This window comes from Lentzea atacamensis (assembly GCF_003269295.1).
GTDB lineage: Bacteria > Actinomycetota > Actinomycetes > Mycobacteriales > Pseudonocardiaceae > Lentzea > Lentzea atacamensis.
The window spans coordinates 451,746-468,721 of sequence record NZ_QLTT01000002.1 but is presented as its reverse complement, the minus strand read 5'-3'; the positions used below and the strand labels follow the sequence as shown (position 1 = coordinate 468,721).

General features: G+C 68.8%; 17 protein-coding genes. 5 read left to right on the top strand and 12 right to left on the bottom strand.

Annotation, left to right across the window (positions count from 1 at the left end; translation table 11 throughout):
* Positions 1–51 precede the first annotated feature (51 nt).
* The 9 genes from iolD to C8D87_RS11000 are packed head-to-tail and all read right to left on the bottom strand — an operon-like array spanning position 52 to position 9,316.
* A complete protein-coding gene (gene iolD / locus C8D87_RS11040; protein ID WP_112226585.1) occupies positions 52–1,905 on the bottom strand; it encodes a 3D-(3,5/4)-trihydroxycyclohexane-1,2-dione acylhydrolase (decyclizing) in 1,854 nt (617 codons plus the stop codon).
* Complete coding sequence (iolB, locus tag C8D87_RS11035; protein WP_112226584.1) at positions 1,902–2,789, bottom strand: 5-deoxy-glucuronate isomerase; 888 nt, start codon at positions 2,787–2,789, stop codon at positions 1,902–1,904. Before iolB ends, iolD begins: the two co-directional genes overlap by 4 nt.
* Complete coding sequence (locus C8D87_RS11030; RefSeq protein WP_109629316.1) at positions 2,786–3,691, bottom strand: Cgl0159 family (beta/alpha)8-fold protein; 906 nt, start codon at positions 3,689–3,691, stop codon at positions 2,786–2,788. Before C8D87_RS11030 ends, iolB begins: the two co-directional genes overlap by 4 nt.
* On the bottom strand, positions 3,688–4,623 hold the full coding sequence (gene iolC / locus C8D87_RS11025) for a 5-dehydro-2-deoxygluconokinase (protein ID WP_112226583.1): 936 nt from the start codon (positions 4,621–4,623) through the stop codon (positions 3,688–3,690). Before iolC ends, C8D87_RS11030 begins: the two co-directional genes overlap by 4 nt.
* Positions 4,620–5,390, bottom strand: coding sequence for an ATP-binding cassette domain-containing protein (locus C8D87_RS11020; RefSeq protein ID WP_109629321.1), 771 nt, complete (start codon positions 5,388–5,390; stop codon positions 4,620–4,622). Before C8D87_RS11020 ends, iolC begins: the two co-directional genes overlap by 4 nt.
* A complete protein-coding gene (locus C8D87_RS11015) occupies positions 5,387–6,436 on the bottom strand; it encodes an ABC transporter permease (protein WP_112226582.1) in 1,050 nt (349 codons plus the stop codon). The genes C8D87_RS11020 and C8D87_RS11015 overlap by 4 nt, the downstream gene beginning before the upstream one ends.
* A gap of 15 nt (positions 6,437–6,451) precedes the next feature.
* On the bottom strand, positions 6,452–7,441 hold the full coding sequence (locus C8D87_RS11010; RefSeq protein ID WP_109629325.1) for a sugar ABC transporter substrate-binding protein: 990 nt from the start codon (positions 7,439–7,441) through the stop codon (positions 6,452–6,454).
* 14 nt (positions 7,442–7,455) lie between these two features.
* The gene (locus tag C8D87_RS11005) at positions 7,456–8,316 is read right to left on the bottom strand and encodes a TIM barrel protein (protein WP_112226581.1); all 861 of its coding nucleotides are present in this window, start codon (positions 8,314–8,316) and stop codon (positions 7,456–7,458) included.
* Between the two features lie 4 nt (positions 8,317–8,320).
* Entirely contained in the window at positions 8,321–9,316 is a 996-nt protein-coding gene (locus C8D87_RS11000) for a Gfo/Idh/MocA family protein (RefSeq protein WP_112226580.1), read from the bottom strand.
* A gap of 109 nt (positions 9,317–9,425) precedes the next feature.
* Here C8D87_RS11000 and C8D87_RS10995 point away from each other — a divergent pair, with 109 nt between their 5' ends.
* The 5 genes from C8D87_RS10995 to C8D87_RS47550 all read left to right on the top strand — a co-directional run bounded on the left by C8D87_RS10995 (position 9,426) and on the right by C8D87_RS47550 (position 13,893).
* Positions 9,426–10,538 carry a LacI family DNA-binding transcriptional regulator gene (locus C8D87_RS10995; RefSeq protein WP_112226579.1) on the top strand — a complete coding sequence of 371 codons (1,113 nt, stop codon included), beginning with the start codon at positions 9,426–9,428 and terminating at the stop codon, positions 10,536–10,538.
* 14 nt (positions 10,539–10,552) lie between these two features.
* Positions 10,553–12,046: a CoA-acylating methylmalonate-semialdehyde dehydrogenase gene (locus tag C8D87_RS10990; protein ID WP_112226578.1), complete on the top strand. Its 1,494-nt coding sequence runs from the start codon at positions 10,553–10,555 to the stop codon at positions 12,044–12,046.
* Between the two features lie 322 nt (positions 12,047–12,368).
* Positions 12,369–12,731, top strand: a complete 363-nt coding sequence (locus C8D87_RS10985; protein WP_112226577.1) for a hypothetical protein — start codon at positions 12,369–12,371, stop codon at positions 12,729–12,731.
* Between the two features lie 389 nt (positions 12,732–13,120).
* The gene (locus C8D87_RS47555) at positions 13,121–13,387 is read left to right on the top strand and encodes a hypothetical protein (RefSeq protein ID WP_233442026.1); all 267 of its coding nucleotides are present in this window, start codon (positions 13,121–13,123) and stop codon (positions 13,385–13,387) included.
* Positions 13,384–13,893 (top strand): BTAD domain-containing putative transcriptional regulator, encoded by a 510-nt coding sequence (locus C8D87_RS47550; protein WP_233442025.1) that lies wholly within the window; start codon positions 13,384–13,386, stop codon positions 13,891–13,893. Before C8D87_RS47555 ends, C8D87_RS47550 begins: the two co-directional genes overlap by 4 nt.
* A gap of 55 nt (positions 13,894–13,948) precedes the next feature.
* On the opposite strand, the gene C8D87_RS10975 is transcribed toward C8D87_RS47550, so the two are convergent.
* Genes C8D87_RS10975 through C8D87_RS10965 form a run of 3 tightly spaced genes read right to left on the bottom strand, consistent with a single transcriptional unit; the run spans position 13,949 to position 16,935 of the window.
* Entirely contained in the window at positions 13,949–15,466 is a 1,518-nt protein-coding gene (locus C8D87_RS10975) for a tripartite tricarboxylate transporter permease (RefSeq protein WP_112226575.1), read from the bottom strand.
* Positions 15,467–15,970: a tripartite tricarboxylate transporter TctB family protein gene (locus C8D87_RS10970; protein WP_109629345.1), complete on the bottom strand. Its 504-nt coding sequence runs from the start codon at positions 15,968–15,970 to the stop codon at positions 15,467–15,469.
* On the bottom strand, positions 15,967–16,935 hold the full coding sequence (locus tag C8D87_RS10965) for a Bug family tripartite tricarboxylate transporter substrate binding protein (protein WP_233439236.1): 969 nt from the start codon (positions 16,933–16,935) through the stop codon (positions 15,967–15,969). Before C8D87_RS10965 ends, C8D87_RS10970 begins: the two co-directional genes overlap by 4 nt.
* Positions 16,936–16,976: the final 41 nt, after the last annotated feature.

Sequence of the window (16,976 nt, the reverse complement as noted above, 5' to 3'; positions counted from 1 at the left end):
CGGCGTGTTGTTCCCCGAGGTGAGGTCGTCTCAGTCACCGGGAGGTGACGCTCAGCTCAGGTAGCGGACCTGCCTGGCCTTGCCCTCCAGCACTTCCTCCCGAGCCGCCGCGATCTCCGGCCGGTGCGAGGTCTCCGGCACGCCGACCTCCCACCACGCCCCGGCCTCGGTCCACGACGACGGGTGCGTGCGGATCACCACGACGGCCGGCCGCTTCTCGCCGACCGCCACCTCGCGGGCCTTGCGGTAGGCGCCTTCGAGCTCACCCAACGACTCCACCGGGAAGACCGCGCAGCCCATCGCGGCGGCGTGACCGGCGAAGTCGGTGCGCGGGGGTTCGGCGTGGGTGGAGAGGCAGTCGCCGTACAAGTTGTTGAAGCCCGCGCCGCCCTGGCCCGTTTGCAGGCGGTGGATCACCGCGTAGCCGTCGTTGTCGCAGACGACGGCCACGAAGCCGTGGCCCGCGAAGGCCGCCGAGAACAGTTCGGAGTTCAGCATCAGGTACGAGCCGTCGCCGAGCAGGGTCGTGACCACGCCGTCGGTGTGCGCGATCGCGGCGCCCCAGGCACCGGCCAGTTCGTAGCCCATGCAGGAGAAGCCGTACTCGACGTCCATCGTGGCCTCGCCGGACGCGCGCCAGCCGCCGATCAGCTCGCCCGGCAGGCCGCCGGACGCGGTCATGACGTAGTCGGTCGGGCCGCTGACGTCGTTCACCACGCCGACCACCTGCGCGTAGGTCGGGAGGCCCGCGGACGGCTTGCGCAGGGCGGTGATGTGCTCGTCCCACTTCGCGCGTTCGGTCAGGGCGCGCCGGGCCCAGTCCGGCGGGGCCTGCCAGGAGCCCAGGACGTCGGTGAGTTCGCGCAGGCCCTCGTCGGCGTCGGCGACCAGGGCGGTCGAACCGTGCTTCACCGCGTCGAAGCGGGCGGCGTTCAACGAGATCATCCGCACGTCTGGCGAGAAGACGGTCCACGAGGCGGTGGTGAAGTCCTGCAGGCGGGTGCCCACCGCGATGACCAGGTCGGCCTCGCCCGCCAGGACGTTGGCCGAGGTCGAGCCGGTGATGCCGAGCGGGCCGGCGTGCAGCGGGTGGTCGTGCGGGACGAGCGTGCGGCCCGCGGTGGTCTCGGTGATCGGGATGTTGTGCTGCTCGGCGAAACGCAGAGCGCGTCCGGCGGCACCTGAGTAGCGGACGCCGCCGCCGAGCACCAGCAGGGGGCGGGAGGCACCTCGGACTGCCCTGGCGGCCTCGGCCAGCGAGTGCAGGTCGGGGCGTTGACGCAACGGGCGGTGGACGACCTCGGCGAACAAGGACTCCGGGAAGTCGTAGGACTCGGCCTGGACGTCCTGCGGCAGAGCCAGGATCACGGGTCCGCAGTCGGCCGGGTCGGTCAGGATCCGCGCCACCTGCGGAAGGGTCGACAGCAGCTGCTCGGGGCGGGTGATGCGGTCGAAGTAGCGGCTGACCGCGCGGAAGGCGTCGTTCACCGTCGTGGTCGGGTCGTGGAAGTGCTCGACCTGCTGCAGCACGGGGTCGGGGGCGCGGCCGGTGAAGGTGTCGCCCGGCAGCAGCAGCAACGGCAACCGGTTGGCGTGGGCGACGCCCGCGGCGGTGACCATGTTCAACGCGCCGGGGCCGATCGACGACGTGGCGACGCCGACCTGGCGGCGGTGCGAGGCCTTGCCGATGCCGACGGCGGCCAGCGCCATGCCCTGTTCGTTGTGGCCGCGCCACACCGGCATGCGGTCGCGGACCTCCTCCAGCGCGTTGCCGAGACTCAGCACGTTGCCGTGGCCGAAGATCGCGAACACGCCGGGGAACAGCGGCGCGTGCGAGCCGTCGAAGAGTTCGGTGCGCTGGGCCAGCATCCAGCGGACCAGTGCCTGCGCGGTCGTGAGCTTCACTTGACCCGCCCCTCAGCAGTCGTGACCGGGCAACGGGGATCGAGTTCCTGCGTCGCCCAGCTGTCGCGGACCCACGTGTGCGCCGGGTCGTCGCAGAAGGCCATCGAGCGCTCGGCACCCGGTCCGGCGAGAACGTTCAGGTAGTACATGGGATATCCCGGCGCCGCGACGCACGGACCGTGGTAGCCGCGCGGGATCAGGAACACGTCACCGTCGCGCACGGTCACGTCCTCGTCGATCGTGCCGTCGTCGGTGTACGTGCGGTGGAAGCCGAAGCCGGTGCGGGAAGGCGTCACGCCGTCGCGGTCGGCGATGCGGAAGTAGTAGATCTCCTCGTTGTTCACCTCGCACGGCTCCGAAGAGTCGTGCTTGTGCGGCGGGTACGAGGACCAGTTGCCGTCCGGGGTGATCAGCTCGCACGCGTTGAGCTTGTCCGCGTGGTCCCACACGCCCGGCACACCGAAGTTGGTCACCTGTCGGGTGGCGTTGCCGGAACCGCGCACCTCGACCGGAACCGCGTCGGCCGGGCCGTACTTCGGAGCAAGACGCCGGGTGCACCGAGCCATCGGCAAAGCCACTTCACAACCGTCTGCAGAGGACAGAGCGACCGAGGCGTCGCGCGGAACGTAAGCGAAGTCCGTGACACGAGTGAACACCGAGTCACGGCCCTGCAGTTCGTAACGCTCGGAATCGACTTCAACCGTCAAGGACCCGGCCAGCGGCAGCACGAACGCCTCGAACTCGCCGGTCTCGACGATGCGCGACCCACCGGCCTCGATCCGCAGCACGCGAAGTCCCGTGTACGCCCAACCCGCGTCCTCCGGCGTCAGCGAAATGACGTCCGAGGAAGTCGAGAGCGTCCCCTGTGGACGGTGCAACGTCATACCGTGACTCCCTTTGCGGTACGCAGGATTTCGGCAGCGGCGGCAACGGCGGCGGCGACATCACCGTCCGGCGGGTAGAGCAACGCACGGCCGACGACCAGGCCGCGCACGGTCGGGTGGCGCAGCGAACGGCCCCACGATGCGAGGTCGTCCTCGGGATTCGCCGACGGCACGCCGCCGAGTACCAGAGCGGGCAGCGCCGTGGTGTCCAGCACGATCTCCGGCTCGTCCGGCGCGGGCAGCTTCAACCAGGTGTACGCGGAGGTCGCTCCCAAGCCCGCAGCCACGGCCGATGCCCGCGACAAGGCCGCGGAATCCTTCTGCAGCACCAGCTTGTCGTTGTGATCGCGCTTGTAGGGCAACGGCTCGACCATCGCCATCAGGCCGTGTTCAGCGAGTTCGGTGACGGCTCGCGCGCAGCCTTCCAGGGTCGGGATCGTGCCGGGGTCCGAGTCGACCAGGCGCAGCAGCATCTTGCCGCCGTCCAGCCCGAACGTCGCGATGGACGCCGCGTCGTAGGCGGTGAACCTGTCGTCGATCTCCCAGTCCGCACCGGCCAGGCCACCGCGGTTCATCGAGCCGATGACCACGCGCTCGTTGAGGCCGTCGAGCAGCAGCAGGTCCTCGATCACGTCCGGTGTGCCGAGCACACCGTCGACCTCCGGATTCGCCAGCGCTGTCAGCAACCGGGCGAGCAGCGACCGTCGGTCGGCCATCGCCAGCGGATCACCGCCGACGCCCAGCGCGCCCCGCGCCGGGTGGTCCGCCGCGACCAGGAACAGCGTGGACTTGCCGTTCAGCAACGAATTGCGCCGCTTGCGCGACTGGTACGCCCGCCTGATCGAGCCGGGGTCCTCAGCCCGCCGCCACAGCAGTTCGCGCCACTGCCCATCAGTGATCACAGCAGCTCCTCGATCTCTTTCTGGTCCGGCATCGCGTCGGCGCAGGCCAGCCGGGACGCCACGATCGCCCCGGCCGCGTTGGCGTAGCGGGCGATCTTCACCGGGTCCCAGCCCGACAGCAGGCCGTGCACCAGCGACCCGCCGAACGCGTCACCGGCTCCCAGCCCGCAGACCACCTCGACCGGGTTGGGCTCGACGGTCCACCTGCCCTCCGGCGTGGCCACGAGAACGCCCTCTGCGCCCTTCTTGACCAGTGCCAGCGACAGTCCGCGGGCCAGCAGGCGGTCCGCGGCCTCGTCGGGGTCGGACGTGCCGACCGCGACCTCGACCTCGGTCCGGTTGCCGACGGCGACCGTGACGTGGTCGAGCATCCAGCCGATCTCGGCGCGCGCGGTCTTGACGTCCGGCCAGAACATCGGCCGGTAGTCGAGGTCGAGCACCGTGTGCGACTTGCGGTTCCGGCTGGCGAGCATCATGCGCTGGGTGCCACGGGCGGGTTCGGCGGAAACGCCGGTGCCCGTCACCCACAGCAGCGGGACGTCGCGCACGAGGGACCACGGCACGTCGTCCTCGTTCAACGTCAGGTCCGGCGCGGTCGGCAGCCGGTAGAACAGCAGCGGCGGGTCAGCCGGCGGGTTGAGCTCGCAGAACACCACCGGGGTCAGCAGGTCCGGAGAGGTGCCGACGTGCTCCGACGACACCCCGAAGCCCTCGAGCGCCTGGCGGACGTAGGTTCCGAAGCCGTCAGGACCGACCTTGGTGAGGACGCCGGCCCTGCGCCCCAGCCGCGCGGCGGCGACCGCGACGTTGGTCGCGGTGCCGCCGAGCGACTTGGCGAAGGTGCTGACCTCGGCCAGCGGCACCCCCGACTGCTCGGGGTAGAGGTCGACGCCGACCCTGCCGACGGTCAGCACTTCCAGAGACGACGTCACGCCTCGACACTCCTCAGCTCGTGCGCGAGGGCTTCGAGTTCGGCGCCACCGGCCATCTGGCGCGTGAGCTCCTCGATGCCGATCTCCGACTTCTCGTAGCTGCCCAGCGCGCGGCCGCGCTTGAGCAGCAGGAACCGGTTGGCGACCGGGTAGGCGTGGTGCGGGTTGTGCGTGATCAGCACGACGCCGAGGCCGCGATCACGGGCCTGGGCGACGTACTTCAGCACGACACCGGCCTGCTTCACGCCGAGAGCCGCGGTCGGTTCGTCCAGGATCAGCACCTTGGCACCGAAGTGCACCGCGCGGGCGATGGCGACGCACTGCCGTTCACCACCCGACAGCGTGCCGACCGGCTGTTCCACGTCGCGCAGGTCGATGCCCATGTCGGACAACGCCTTCTTGGTGATCTCCCGGCCCTTCCTGCGGTCCAGGAAGCCGAAGCGGGTGGTCGGCTCGGAACCCAGGAAGAAGTTGCGCCACACCGACATCAGCGGCACGACCGCGAGATCCTGGTACACGGTCGCGATGCCGCGGTCCAGCGCCTCGCGCGGCGACGAGAACCTGACCTCGTCGCCCTCGACCTTGAACGAGCCCTGGTCGTGCTGATGGACTCCGGCCAGGATCTTGATCAGCGTCGACTTGCCGGCGCCGTTGTCGCCGAGCACGCAGGTGACCTCACCCGCGTTGACCACAGTGGACACATCGCTCAGCGCGATGACGCTGCCGTAGGTCTTGCCGATGTTCTCGACCTCGATGAGTGACGTCATCGCTTCACCCTTTCCGCCCGACGGCGAAGCATGTTGTTCACCAGCACGGCCGCCAGCAGCATCACGCCGAGGAACAGCTGGAACCAGTCGCTGTTCCAGCCCGCGTAGACGATGCCCTGCCGCGCCATGCCGAAGATCAGCGCGCCGATCGCCGCGCCCACCGCGGAACCGAAGCCACCGGTCAGCAGACAGCCGCCGATCACCGCCGCGATGATGTACTGGAACTCCAGGCCGATGCCCTGGTTCGCCTGCACGCTCGCGTACCGCAGGATGTTGATCGAGCCGACGAGCCACGCGGCGAACGCCGTCGTCATGAACAGCAGGATCTTCGACCGCACGACCGGCACACCGACCGCGCGCGAGCTCTGCGCGGCACCACCGATCGCGAAGATCCAGTTGCCGAACTTGGTGCGCACCAGCACGGTCGAGGCGATGACCGTGAACAGGACCCACCAGATGATCGACACGTAGAAGCTGGCGCCACCGATCTGGAACGTCGAGGCGAACAGGAAACCCGCCGACTCGTAGCCCTCGGTGGCACGCATGCCCGACACCTGCACGCTGCCGGTGACCAGGCGGGTGACGCCGAGGTTGAGGCCCTGCAACGCGAGGAAGCTGCCCAGCGTCACGATGAAGCTCGGCAGGCCCGTGCGCATCACGAGCCAGCCGTTCAACGCGCCCACCGACAACGCGAAAGCGAGCGACACCAGCAGTGCCAGCCAGACGTTGAGGCCCAGCTGGGTGGCGAGGAGAGCAGTGACGAGCGCGGTGGACGCGGTCATGACACCGGCGGACAGGTCGAACTCGCCACCGATCATGAGCAGCGCCACCGCGACCGCCATGATGCCGAGCATGGAGGCGTCGTCCAGCCACGTGGCCGCGCCGCCCAGGCTCAGGAACTGCTCGGTGACCACGGAGAAGAACAGGAACACGAGCAGTGCGCCGAGCATGGCGCCGATCTCCGGACGCACGACCAACTGGTCGAGCAGCCTGGGCTTGCTCAGCCGTTCGTCGGCAGCCGGTGGAGCCTTGGCCGTCACGGTCATCTCCCCGCTCACTCCCTACCGCTTGCCGTTCTTGGCGTACTCCGCGACCTTGTCCACATTGGACTTGTCGACGAAGCCGGGACCGGTCAGGACGGGCTTGCCACCGCCGAGCGTGTTGGCGTTGTCCTTGAACAGCTTCAGCATCACGATCGGCAGGTAGCCCTGCTGGTACTGCTGCTGGTCGACGGCGAAGAGCACCTCGCCCGCCTTGATCGAGTTGACCACGTCCGCGTTCAGGTCGAACGTCGCGACCTGCGCCTTCGAGCCCGCACCCTTGATGGCGGACGCCGCGTTCACGGCTACCTGCGGGTTCAGCGTGAGCACGCCGTCAACCGCGGTGTCGGACTGCAGCTTGGCCTTGATGCGGGCCTCGATGTCGGTCGGGTTGCTGATGTCGACCTGCAGGTTCTCCACCGCGCCGCCGAAACCGGTGCGGGCACCGTCGCAGCGCTGGTTGAGACCCGTGTTGCCGGCCTCGTGGATCACGCACAGCAGCTTGGTCCGGCCGGCCGCCTTGAGCTTCTTGCCGGCTTCCTCGCCTGCGATCGACTCCTCCTGGCCGACGTGCGCCATGGCACCGAACTCGGCGCTCTTCGCGCCGCCGGAGTTGATCGTGATGACCGGGATGCCCGCCTTCACCGCGTTCTCGATGGAGGTCTTCAACGCGTCCGGGTTCGCCATCGACACCACGATGCCGCCGACCTTCTGCGACACGGCGTTGTCGATCAGCTTGGCCTGGGCGCCGGGGTCGCCGTCGGAGTTGTAGGTGACGCCGACGCCGAGCTGCTTGCCCGCGTCCTCCGCACCGACCTTCACCACGCTCCAGAACGCGTCACCCGCGGTGCCGTGCGTGACGACGGCGACCTTGAGATCACCGCTCGCCGGCGCGCTGTTGTTCTGCGTGTTCTGGGTGTTGGTTCCCGTGGGACCGCTACAAGCGGCGAGTAGAGCAACTGCGAGTACGGTGCTTACTGCACCCGCGCGGATGACCAAGCGAGACTTCATCGTCTCCAGTCCCTTCAGAGGATCTTGCTGAGGTGCGCGAGGCTGCGCGCGGTGTCCTTCAGTGGCTTGTCCACTGGACTTCCGTCCTTGAGCCGCGTGTCCTGCTCAAGCACGAACCATCCGGTGTAGCCCGCCTCTTGAACGAGCTTCACCAGCGCTTCCACGTCCACGTCGCCGTCCCCGAGCGGCACGTAGATGCCCTGTTCCACGGCATCGGTGTAACTGAACTCGCCGCTGCGCACCTTCGCCGCGATCTCGTCACGCACGTCCTTGAGGTGCACGTGACCGATCCGGTCCGGGTAGCGGCGCGCCAGCTCGACCGGGTCCGTGCCACCGATGAGGAGGTGGCCGGTGTCCAGGCAGAGCTGGAGATCGGAGTCCGCGAGGAACCTCTCGACCTCCGCCTCCCGCTCGACGTGGGTGCCCACGTGCGGGTGCAGCACGGTCTTGAGACCGTGCCCGGCGGCGATCTCACGGATCTTCGCGCAGGTGTCGACGAGGGTGGTCCACTCGTCGTCGGTGAGCTGGGGGCGCTCGTCGTAGCCGTCGAGCCCGGTCGCGGCGGCGAGCACGAGCACCTCGGCCCCGCCGGCCCGGAGGATCCCGGCCACGCGGTCGGCTTCGTCCAGACTGGACTGCACGTCCGTGTGGAGCGTGACCGCGAGGAAGCCGCCGACCAGCGTCAGCTCGAACTCGCTGAGCATCGCCTTCAGTGCACCGGGGTCAGCCGGCAGGTAGTCGGGCGGGCCGAGCTCGGTGGCCGACAGCCCCAGTTCGTTCATCTCGGTGAGCACCGTCGTCGCGGGCAGGACGTTGCCCCAGCCGGGAACCTCGCACACGCCCCACGAGATCGGTGCTCCAGCGATCTTCGCCATGCTCTCAGTTCCCCTCGATCCGCACCGGTGCGCCCGTGCGGCGCGACCGCTCACACGCTTCAGCCAGACGGAGGCTGATCAGACTCTCCCGCGCCGGTGACGGGTTCGCGACTTCGCCCGTGATGACCTGCGTGAACAGGTTCATCTCGTTGACGTACGCACGGTGGAAGCGCTCGGGGAAGCCGGGGTAGGCGTCCGGTCCGGCCACGTGGCCACCGGGCTCCAGCGAGTTCAGCGGGGTGCGCGGGTCGACGCCCGCGACCAGCGAGTCCTTGCTGCCGAGCACCTCGATGCGGTGGTCGTAACCGACCGGATCGTGGCGGCCACCGGCCAGCGTCGCGTGCGCACCGCCCGCGAACTTCAGCATCACGACCGCGTTGTCCACGTCGTCGGCGTCCGCGAACGCCTGGTGCACCAGCACCGAACCGCTCGCGTAGACCTCGACGACGGGCTCGCCGACCAGCCACGGCACGCAGTCCAGGTCGTGGATCAGCAGGTCGCGGAAGATGCCACCGGACGCGGGCAGGTAGGAGAAGTCGGGCGGGTTGGCGTCGTTGCCGACCGCCCTGACCAGGCAGATGTCGCCGACCTCGCCCGCGCGGATGCGGCGGTTCAGCTCGTAGATGGCCGGGTCGAACCGGCGCTGGAAGCCCACGAGGACCTCGACCCCGAACTTCTCGACGTCCTCGACCAGCGCGGTCATCTCGGCGAGGTCGCTCGCGATCGGCTTCTCGCACAGCGTGGGGACACCCTGGGCGATCGCCGCACGCAGCATCTCCGGGTGGGTGTTCGTCGGGGTGGCGAGCAGCACGCCGTCGACGTTGCCGAGCAACGTGTCGAGGTCGTCCACCGCCTTGGTTCCGCTCAGCTCAGCCGACGCCTGCGCAGCGCGACCGGGCACCGGGTCGAAGAGGAGCACCTCGTCGACTCGATCCAGTGCGGCGAGGTTGGTCGCGTGCATGGTGCCGATCCTGCCGACACCCGCTACTCCGATCCGCATCGCAGGTTTCCCCTGTTCTCGGCCGTGATGTATTAGAGCGCTCTATTGGTTGGAGCGCTCTAATGCTGTAACTTCGGCCACAGGGTGTCAAGAGGGGAGGTGGTTCCAGATGGTCAGACCGACGATGGAAGACGTCGCTCTGCGCGCGGGCGTCTCCCGTGCACTGGTGTCACTGGTGATGCGCGGCTCACCCAAGGTGAGCGAGATGCGACGCACTGCTGTGCTGAAAGCCGCGGAGGAACTGGGGTACTCGCCGCACGCGATGGCGCGGTCGCTGGCTTCACGCACGTCGACGGTGCTCGGCGTGATGGTGTCCGACCTGCACAACGCGTTCTTCGCCGAGGTCGTCGACGGCATCGACGAGGTCGCACGCGAGCAGGGGTTCGACATCATCATCAACACCGGCGGCCGCTCGCCCGCCCGCGAACGCCGCGCGCTGGAGTCACTGCTCTCCTTCCGCCCCGCCGGGCTGATCCTGCTGTCGCCCGTCGTCCCGGCGACGGCGATCGGCAAGGCCGCTGAACAGCTGCCGATCGTGCTCGTGGCCCGATCTTCGCGCGTGTCCACAGTGGACACCGTGAACGACGATGGCGAGCAGGGCGCCCGATTGGCCGTTGATCACCTGGTATCGCTGGGGCACAAGAGAATTGCCCATTTGGACGGCGGTGAAGGCACCCAGGCCGGACCTCGCAGGCGCGGCTACATCGCGGCCATTGAGGCGCATGGGCTCACGCCGCAGGTCGTGTCGTCGGAGTACACCGATGCGGCCGGTGCGCGGGCGATCCGTTCGTTGCTCTCGGACGGCGCCCTGCCCACGGCCATCCTGTCCTGCAACGACTTCAACGCCGTCGGCGCCATCTCGGCGCTGGAGGACGCCGGGTTGCGCGTGCCTCAGGACGTTTCCGTCGTGGGGTACGACAACACTTCGCTGGCGGCACTCCGCCACGTCTCGCTGACCACGATCGACCAGCCCCGTGCCGAGTTCGGCCGGCTGGCCGCGGTCGCCCTGCTGCAGCGGGTCCGCGAAGAGCGCACCGAACCCGTGCGCCACCTCCTCAATCCCTCTCTCGTCGTCCGCAACACGACCGCTCCTCCAGCGACTTCGCGTCGGTCGTCCGGTCCCCTCCTCTCGTCAACCGCCGCAGGCGATTCGGCGGGAAGCGGGGACACGACGGCCGACTCACAGGCGAGGTCGCCGGAGCGGCGAAGCCGCGACCAATAACACGGAGGCGCAAGTTGAGCACCATCCCCCACTGGATCGACGGCGCCCGCACCACTGGGGTGTCGTCCCGGACGTCCGACGTCTTCAACCCGGCCACCGGAGAGGTCGCCGCGCAGGTCGTGCTGGCCGAGCAGGCCGACGTCGACCTCGCGGTGTCGTCCTCGCTGAAGGCCGCGCAGTCCTGGTCCGAGTCGTCCCTGTCGACCCGCAGCCGGATCCTGTTCGCCTACCGGCACCTGCTGCACGAGGCGCGCGACGAGCTCGCCGCGATCATCACGTCCGAGCACGGCAAGGTGCTGTCCGACGCCGCCGGCGAGGTGCAGCGCGGTCTCGAGGTCGTCGAGTTCGCGTGCGGCATCCCGCAACTGCTGAAGGGCGAGCACTCCGAGCAGGTTTCGCGCGGGGTCGACGCGTACTCGCTGCGCCAGCCGCTCGGTGTGGTCGCGGGCATCACGCCGTTCAACTTCCCCGTGATGGTGCCGATGTGGATGTTCCCCATCGCCATCGCGACCGGGAACACGTTCGTCCTCAAGCCTTCCGAGCGCGACCCGTCCGCGTCGATCCGCCTGGCCGAGCTCTTCCAGGAGGCGGGCCTGCCCGACGGTGTGCTCAACGTGCTGCAGGGCGATGCCTTCGCGGTCAACGCGTTGCTGGACCACCCGGACGTCTCCGCCGCCTCGTTCGTCGGCTCGACCCCGATCGCGAAGCACGTCTACTCGCGCGGCACCGCGGCCGGCAAGCGCGTTCAGGCCCTGGGCGGTGCGAAGAACCACATGGTCGTGCTGCCGGACGCCGACCTGGACGTCGCCGCAGACGCCGCCGTCTCCGCCGGTTACGGCTCGGCGGGCGAACGCTGCATGGCGATCTCGGTCGTCGTCGCCGTGGGCGAGACGGGTGACGCGCTCGTCGAGAAGATCGCCGCGAGGACCCGCGACCTGCACCCGTCGGTGCTGCCCGGCACGGATCCGTCCGCCCAGATGGGCCCACTGGTCACCGGCGTGCACCGGGACAAGGTCCGTTCCTACGTGGACGCGGGCGAAGCTGCCGGCGCGACGCTCGTCGTCGACGGCCGCGGTTACGCGCCGGAGGGTGCGGAGAACGGTTTCTGGCTCGCCCCAACGCTCTTCGACCACGTCACCCGCGACATGACGATCTACACCGACGAGATCTTCGGGCCGGTGCTGTCGGTCGTGCGCGCCGACACGTTCGAGGACGCCGTGGAACTGGTGAACGCCAACCAGTACGGCAACGGCACGGCCATCTACACCGGTGACGGGCTGGCCGCGCGCGAGTACCAGCGACGCGTGCACGTCGGCATGGTCGGCATCAACGTGCCGATCCCCGTGCCGATGGCCTACTACTCGTTCGGCGGCTGGAAGGACTCGCTGTTCGGCGACACGCACGTGCACGGCGCCGAGGGCGTCAAGTTCTACACCCGCGCGAAGGCGATCACGGCTCGGTGGCCGCAGCAGCACGGCGTGAACCTGGGCTTCCCGACGCACGGCTGATCCGTTCGGCCCAACGGTGGCCCTGTCCGCATTCAGCGAACAGGGCCACCGTTTGTATTTGGTACGAACCAATTCACACACCCGCGACCCGCTGATCTGGGCCGACGAACTAAGCGAACGATTGTCCTGCTGCAAATTTCCGAAGTTCGCTGATCATGGAATATTCCGACACAGCTCGTCCGTTCGACAAAGGTGCTGGACACGGCGGTAGGATCCGCGCTCACACAGCCGAACAACGCTTCCTTTCTCGCGGGCGCGATCCCGTTCGTTACAGCGCTTGCGGGAAAGGAAGAAGAACGCCGCAGCAGGAGGACCGAACACGATGTCGCCCAGCGAGGACGACAGTCCGTTCGCGACAGCACGCCGCGCCACCACATGTACCGAGTTCATCTGCGCGCTGAACCAGCTGCGCCTGGCGAGAGGTTTGTCGTACCAGCAGGTGTCGGACAGCGCAGGTACCGGAGTGCTGCCGAAGAGCAGCGCTCACGCGCTGTGCACCTTCCGGTTCCCGAAGCGGGAAGACCAGCTCCGGGTCTTTCTGACCGGGTGCGGAGAGCCGGCCGACGCACGCGACGAGTGGGTGGAGCAGTGGCGGCGCGTGGCGGCCTCCCGCGCCAACAGGAGGCCGCACCCCGCTGCTCAGCTGGTCCAAAGCTCGGCCAGGGGTTTCTCACCACCGGAATGAGCATTCCGGCACGTTCGCGAGCCTAACGGCCCGCAACGGTGCCCACCAGACTGTTGGACGGCATTGGACGTGGTCAATACGACCAATTGCCCACCGCATGGTCAAGGCCACCGGAAAAAGTGACAAAAACTGGTCAGTTGGACTTCGTTGGACGATGCCGGACGCCGTTGCACGGGACATGAAAAACCTGGACGGAGATTCGGTTGGCAATCACCCGTGTGAGTGACAGGATCGTGGTCGAGCCGTTATGTCGCGGAGTTTCTGCAGCAACGCCAATTGCCCGCACGGACGCTTTCCGCACATCCGGCTTCTCTCTGTTCCGCCAACCCAGCTGGTCCGCCCGGCGCACGGTGCCGCCCTGCGCCGGGTCCCCCCATCCAGGAGTTCGCATGACCACCACCCCGTACCACGGGGCACTGCACCCGCGGCGAAAGTGCACCACCTCCACCGCCAGCACCGTCCTGCTGGCCGCGACCGCGTTCGTCTTCACCGGCTGGATGCTCGCGCAGGGTCACTCGCCGGTCGTCGCCGTCGCCACGACGAGCGCAGTTCTGGCCGTGACCACCACGGTGAGCCGCAGCCGGTTGTTCAGCGCCAGGTTCGGCCCGCTGCCGCCGGCCAACCCGATGGTGATCTGGCAGGGCGAAGAGCGATGACCTACCCGGAGGGCGATCCGCTCGAACGCCTGAACCGGCTCTGGTCGCAGCTCCTGCTCGGACTGTCCAGGCCTGGCAGGCGGGCCGAGGCGCTGGCGGCGTACCGCGAGGTGCGCGTGATCCTCAGGGCCGAGCTCGGCATCGACCCCGAGCCTGCGTTGCCGTTGGTCGCGACGTCGACCGCCGAGCTGCGGGCGGCGACGGCGGCCGAGTTCATCGAGCTGCTGAGGACGATCCACGTGCGGTCCGGGTTGACCCTGCCGGAGGTTTCCCGGCGGGCGGGCCAGGTGCTGCCGCGCAGCCAGGTCTACTCGTTGCTCAAGCGCGGCAAGCTGCCGACGAAACCCGAGCAGGTGCAGGCGTTCGTCACGATCTGCGGGCTGCCGGAGCCACAGGTGGCGCGTGTGATGGAGCTGTGGGCGACGTTGCGGGAGCAGACCGAGTTGGCGGTCAGCGCCACGGAGGACGACAAACCGTTCGCGATCCTGATCGTGCGCAGTGCTTGACGCACGCGGGGCCCGGCGTTCCCAGAAGGAAACGCCGGGCCCCCGCCTGCCGTTTTCAGGCGTCGACCTTCTCGCGCTCCGGAGTGGGAGCGGCAGGAGGCGTCGGCTTCGGCAGGAACTTCCTGATCAGCGGGAAGAACACGATCACCAGCACGACGATGTAGACGATGACCGCCATCGGGCTGTTGACCAGGCCGGTCAGCGAGCCGTCCGAGAGCTGCAGCGAACGGCGCATCTGCTGTTCCGCGGCCGGGCCGAGGATCACGCCGATGATCGCGGGCAGCACCGGCAGGCCGTAGCGGCGCATCCCGAAGCCCAGCAGGCCGATCACGAACATCAGCAGCAGGTCGAAGATGTCCGCGTTCACCGCGTAGGCGCCGACCGAGGCGAAGAACAGGATGCCCGCGTAGAGGTACGGACGCGGGATGCGCAGCAGCTTCGCCCACAACGGCGCCAGCGGCAGGTTCAGCACCAGCAGCAGCGTCAGGCCGATGAACAGCGACGCGATCAGCGCCCACACCAGGCCGGACTCCCGCTGGAACAGCAGCGGGCCCGGCTGGATGCCGTACTGCTGGAACGCCGCGAGCATCACGGCCGCGGTGGCCGTCGTCGGCAGGCCCAGGGTCAGCATCGTGACCAGTGTGCCCGCGGCGGAGGCGGAGGCCGTGGACTCCGGGCCCGCGACGCCTTCGATGGCGCCCTTGCCGAACTCGTCCTTGTGCTTGGAGAGCCGCTTCTCCGTCACGTACGACAGGAAGGTAGGGATCTCCGCGCCACCGGCGGGGATCGCGCCGAACGGGAAGCCGATCGCCGGGCCGCGCAGCCACGGCTTCCAGGTGCGCTTCAGGTCCGCACGGGACAACCACGGCCGCCCCACCGGGATCGGCTCGAACGGCTTGCGCCGCAGGTGAGCCGCGACCCACAGTGCCTCGCCGACCGCGAACAGCGCCACGGCCACCACGACGATGTCGATGCCGTCGGCCAGGTGCAGCGAGCCGAACGTGAGGCGCTGCTGGCCCGTCATCTCGTCGAGGCCGACCAGGCCGAGGGTCAGGCCGATGAGCAACGACGCCACACCGCGGATGCGTGAGGAACCGAGCACCGAGGTCACCGCGATGAACGCGAGCACCATGATCGCGAACAGGTCCGGCGCGCCGATGTCGACGGCGTGCTTGGCCACGAACGGTGCCAGCAGCACGATCAGGAGCGTGCCGATGATGCCGCCGGTGAAGTGGCCGATGGCAGCTGCTGCAAGCGCTTGCGCACCACGTCCCTTGCGGGCCATGGGATTGCCTTCGAACGCGGCGACCACCGCCGCGCTCTCACCCGGTGTGTTCAGCAGGATCGACGTCGTCGAGCCGCCGAACATGCCGCCGTAGTAGATGCCGGCGAACATGATGAACGCGCCGGTCGGCTCCATGCCGTAGGTGACGGGCAGCAGCAGGGCCACCGCCATCGCCGGGCCGATGCCGGGGAGGACACCGATCGCGGTGCCCAGCAGCACGCCGATGGCGGCGAGCAGCAGGTGTGTCGGCGTCAGCGCGGTCGCGAAGCCGTCGAGCAGTTGTTCCACCTAGAACACCTCCATCAACGGGCCACCGGGGAGCGGGACGCCGAGCAGGTTGTTGAAGATCACGAACGTGAGGATGGAGAGACCGGCTGCGATCAGCGGGTCCCGCACGTACGCCCTGCTGCCGAGCGCGTAGGCCGCGCCCCAGAACAGGATCGCGCCGGAGATCGGGAAGCCGACCACGCCGATCAGCGCGGCGTTCGCGAGGAAGGCACCGCACAGCAGCAGAACCGTGCGCCAGTCGGCGGGTGCGGACAGGTCGACGTCCTCGCCGGCCTCCGCCTCGCCACGACCGCCGCGCAGCACGTCACGGGCAAGCAGCGCCGCGACGAGCAGGAGCAACGAGCCGACGAGGATCGGCACCGCCTTCGGGCCGACCGGGCCGCGCTGGGCGAAGTCGGTGGGGATGCGCAGCGCGTCGGTCAGCACCAGCACGCCGAGCACGACCAGCAGGGCGCAGATGCCCAGCTCAGAGCGTTCTCGCAACCAACTCTTAGTCGCTGTCATGCCAGCCCCAAGTCCTTCAGCACCGTTGCCACCCGCTTGTTCTCGTTTTCCAGGAAGGTCTTGAACTGGTCTCCCGGTGCGAACGCGTCGGTCCAGCCGTTGCGCTGCAAGGCCTCTGTCCACTGCGGCGTCTTCTGCAGCCGCGCGAACACGTCGACCAGCTTGTCGCGGTCGGTCTGCGTGATGCCGGGCGGCGCCACGATGCCGCGCCAGTTGGTGAACTCGACGTCCACACCGGCTTCCTTGAGCGTCGGCGCGTCGATGCCGCTGATGCGCTTCGCGCTCGTCACCGCGAGCACCCGCAGGGTGCCGGCCTGGATCTGGTCGCGGTACTCGCCGATGCCGGAGACGCCGAACGCGACCTTGCCGCCGAGCACCGACGCCAGCAGCTCGCCACCGCCGTCGAACGGGATGTAGTTGACGCTCTTGGGCGCCAGCCCGACGCCCTTGGCCATCAGCATCGGGGCCAGGTGGTCGGGTCCGCCCGGTGCCGAACCGCCGCCGACCGTGACGGTGCCGGGGTTGGCCTTCCACGCGTCCACGAGTTGTTGCAGCGATGTGTACGGCGAGTCCTTCGAGACCACGACGATGTCCGGTTCCTCGATCAGCCTCGCGATCGGGGTGGTGTCGAGCAGCGAGTTCGGCGACTTGTTCGTGTACACCGCGCCCACGACACCCAGGCCCATCGACATGATCAGCTTGCCGTTGCCGCGCTCACCGACCGTGCGCCCCAGTCCGACCGTGCCGCCAGCGCCGGGGAGGTTGAACACCTCGGCGTTGCGCAGCAGGTCAGCGTCCTCCATGGCCTTCGCCGCGGTGCGGGCCGTGATGTCGTAACCGCCACCCGGCTGGTTCGGCACCAGCACGCGCAGTGACCGCACCTGGCTGGTCTCGCCGCTGTCCGCACCCGGCGTCAGCAGCGGTGGCACCAGCAGGACGGCGAGCAACGCCGTCGCCACCGCCACCCACACCTTCACCGACACTGTGATCCCCGCCTCTCGTCTGC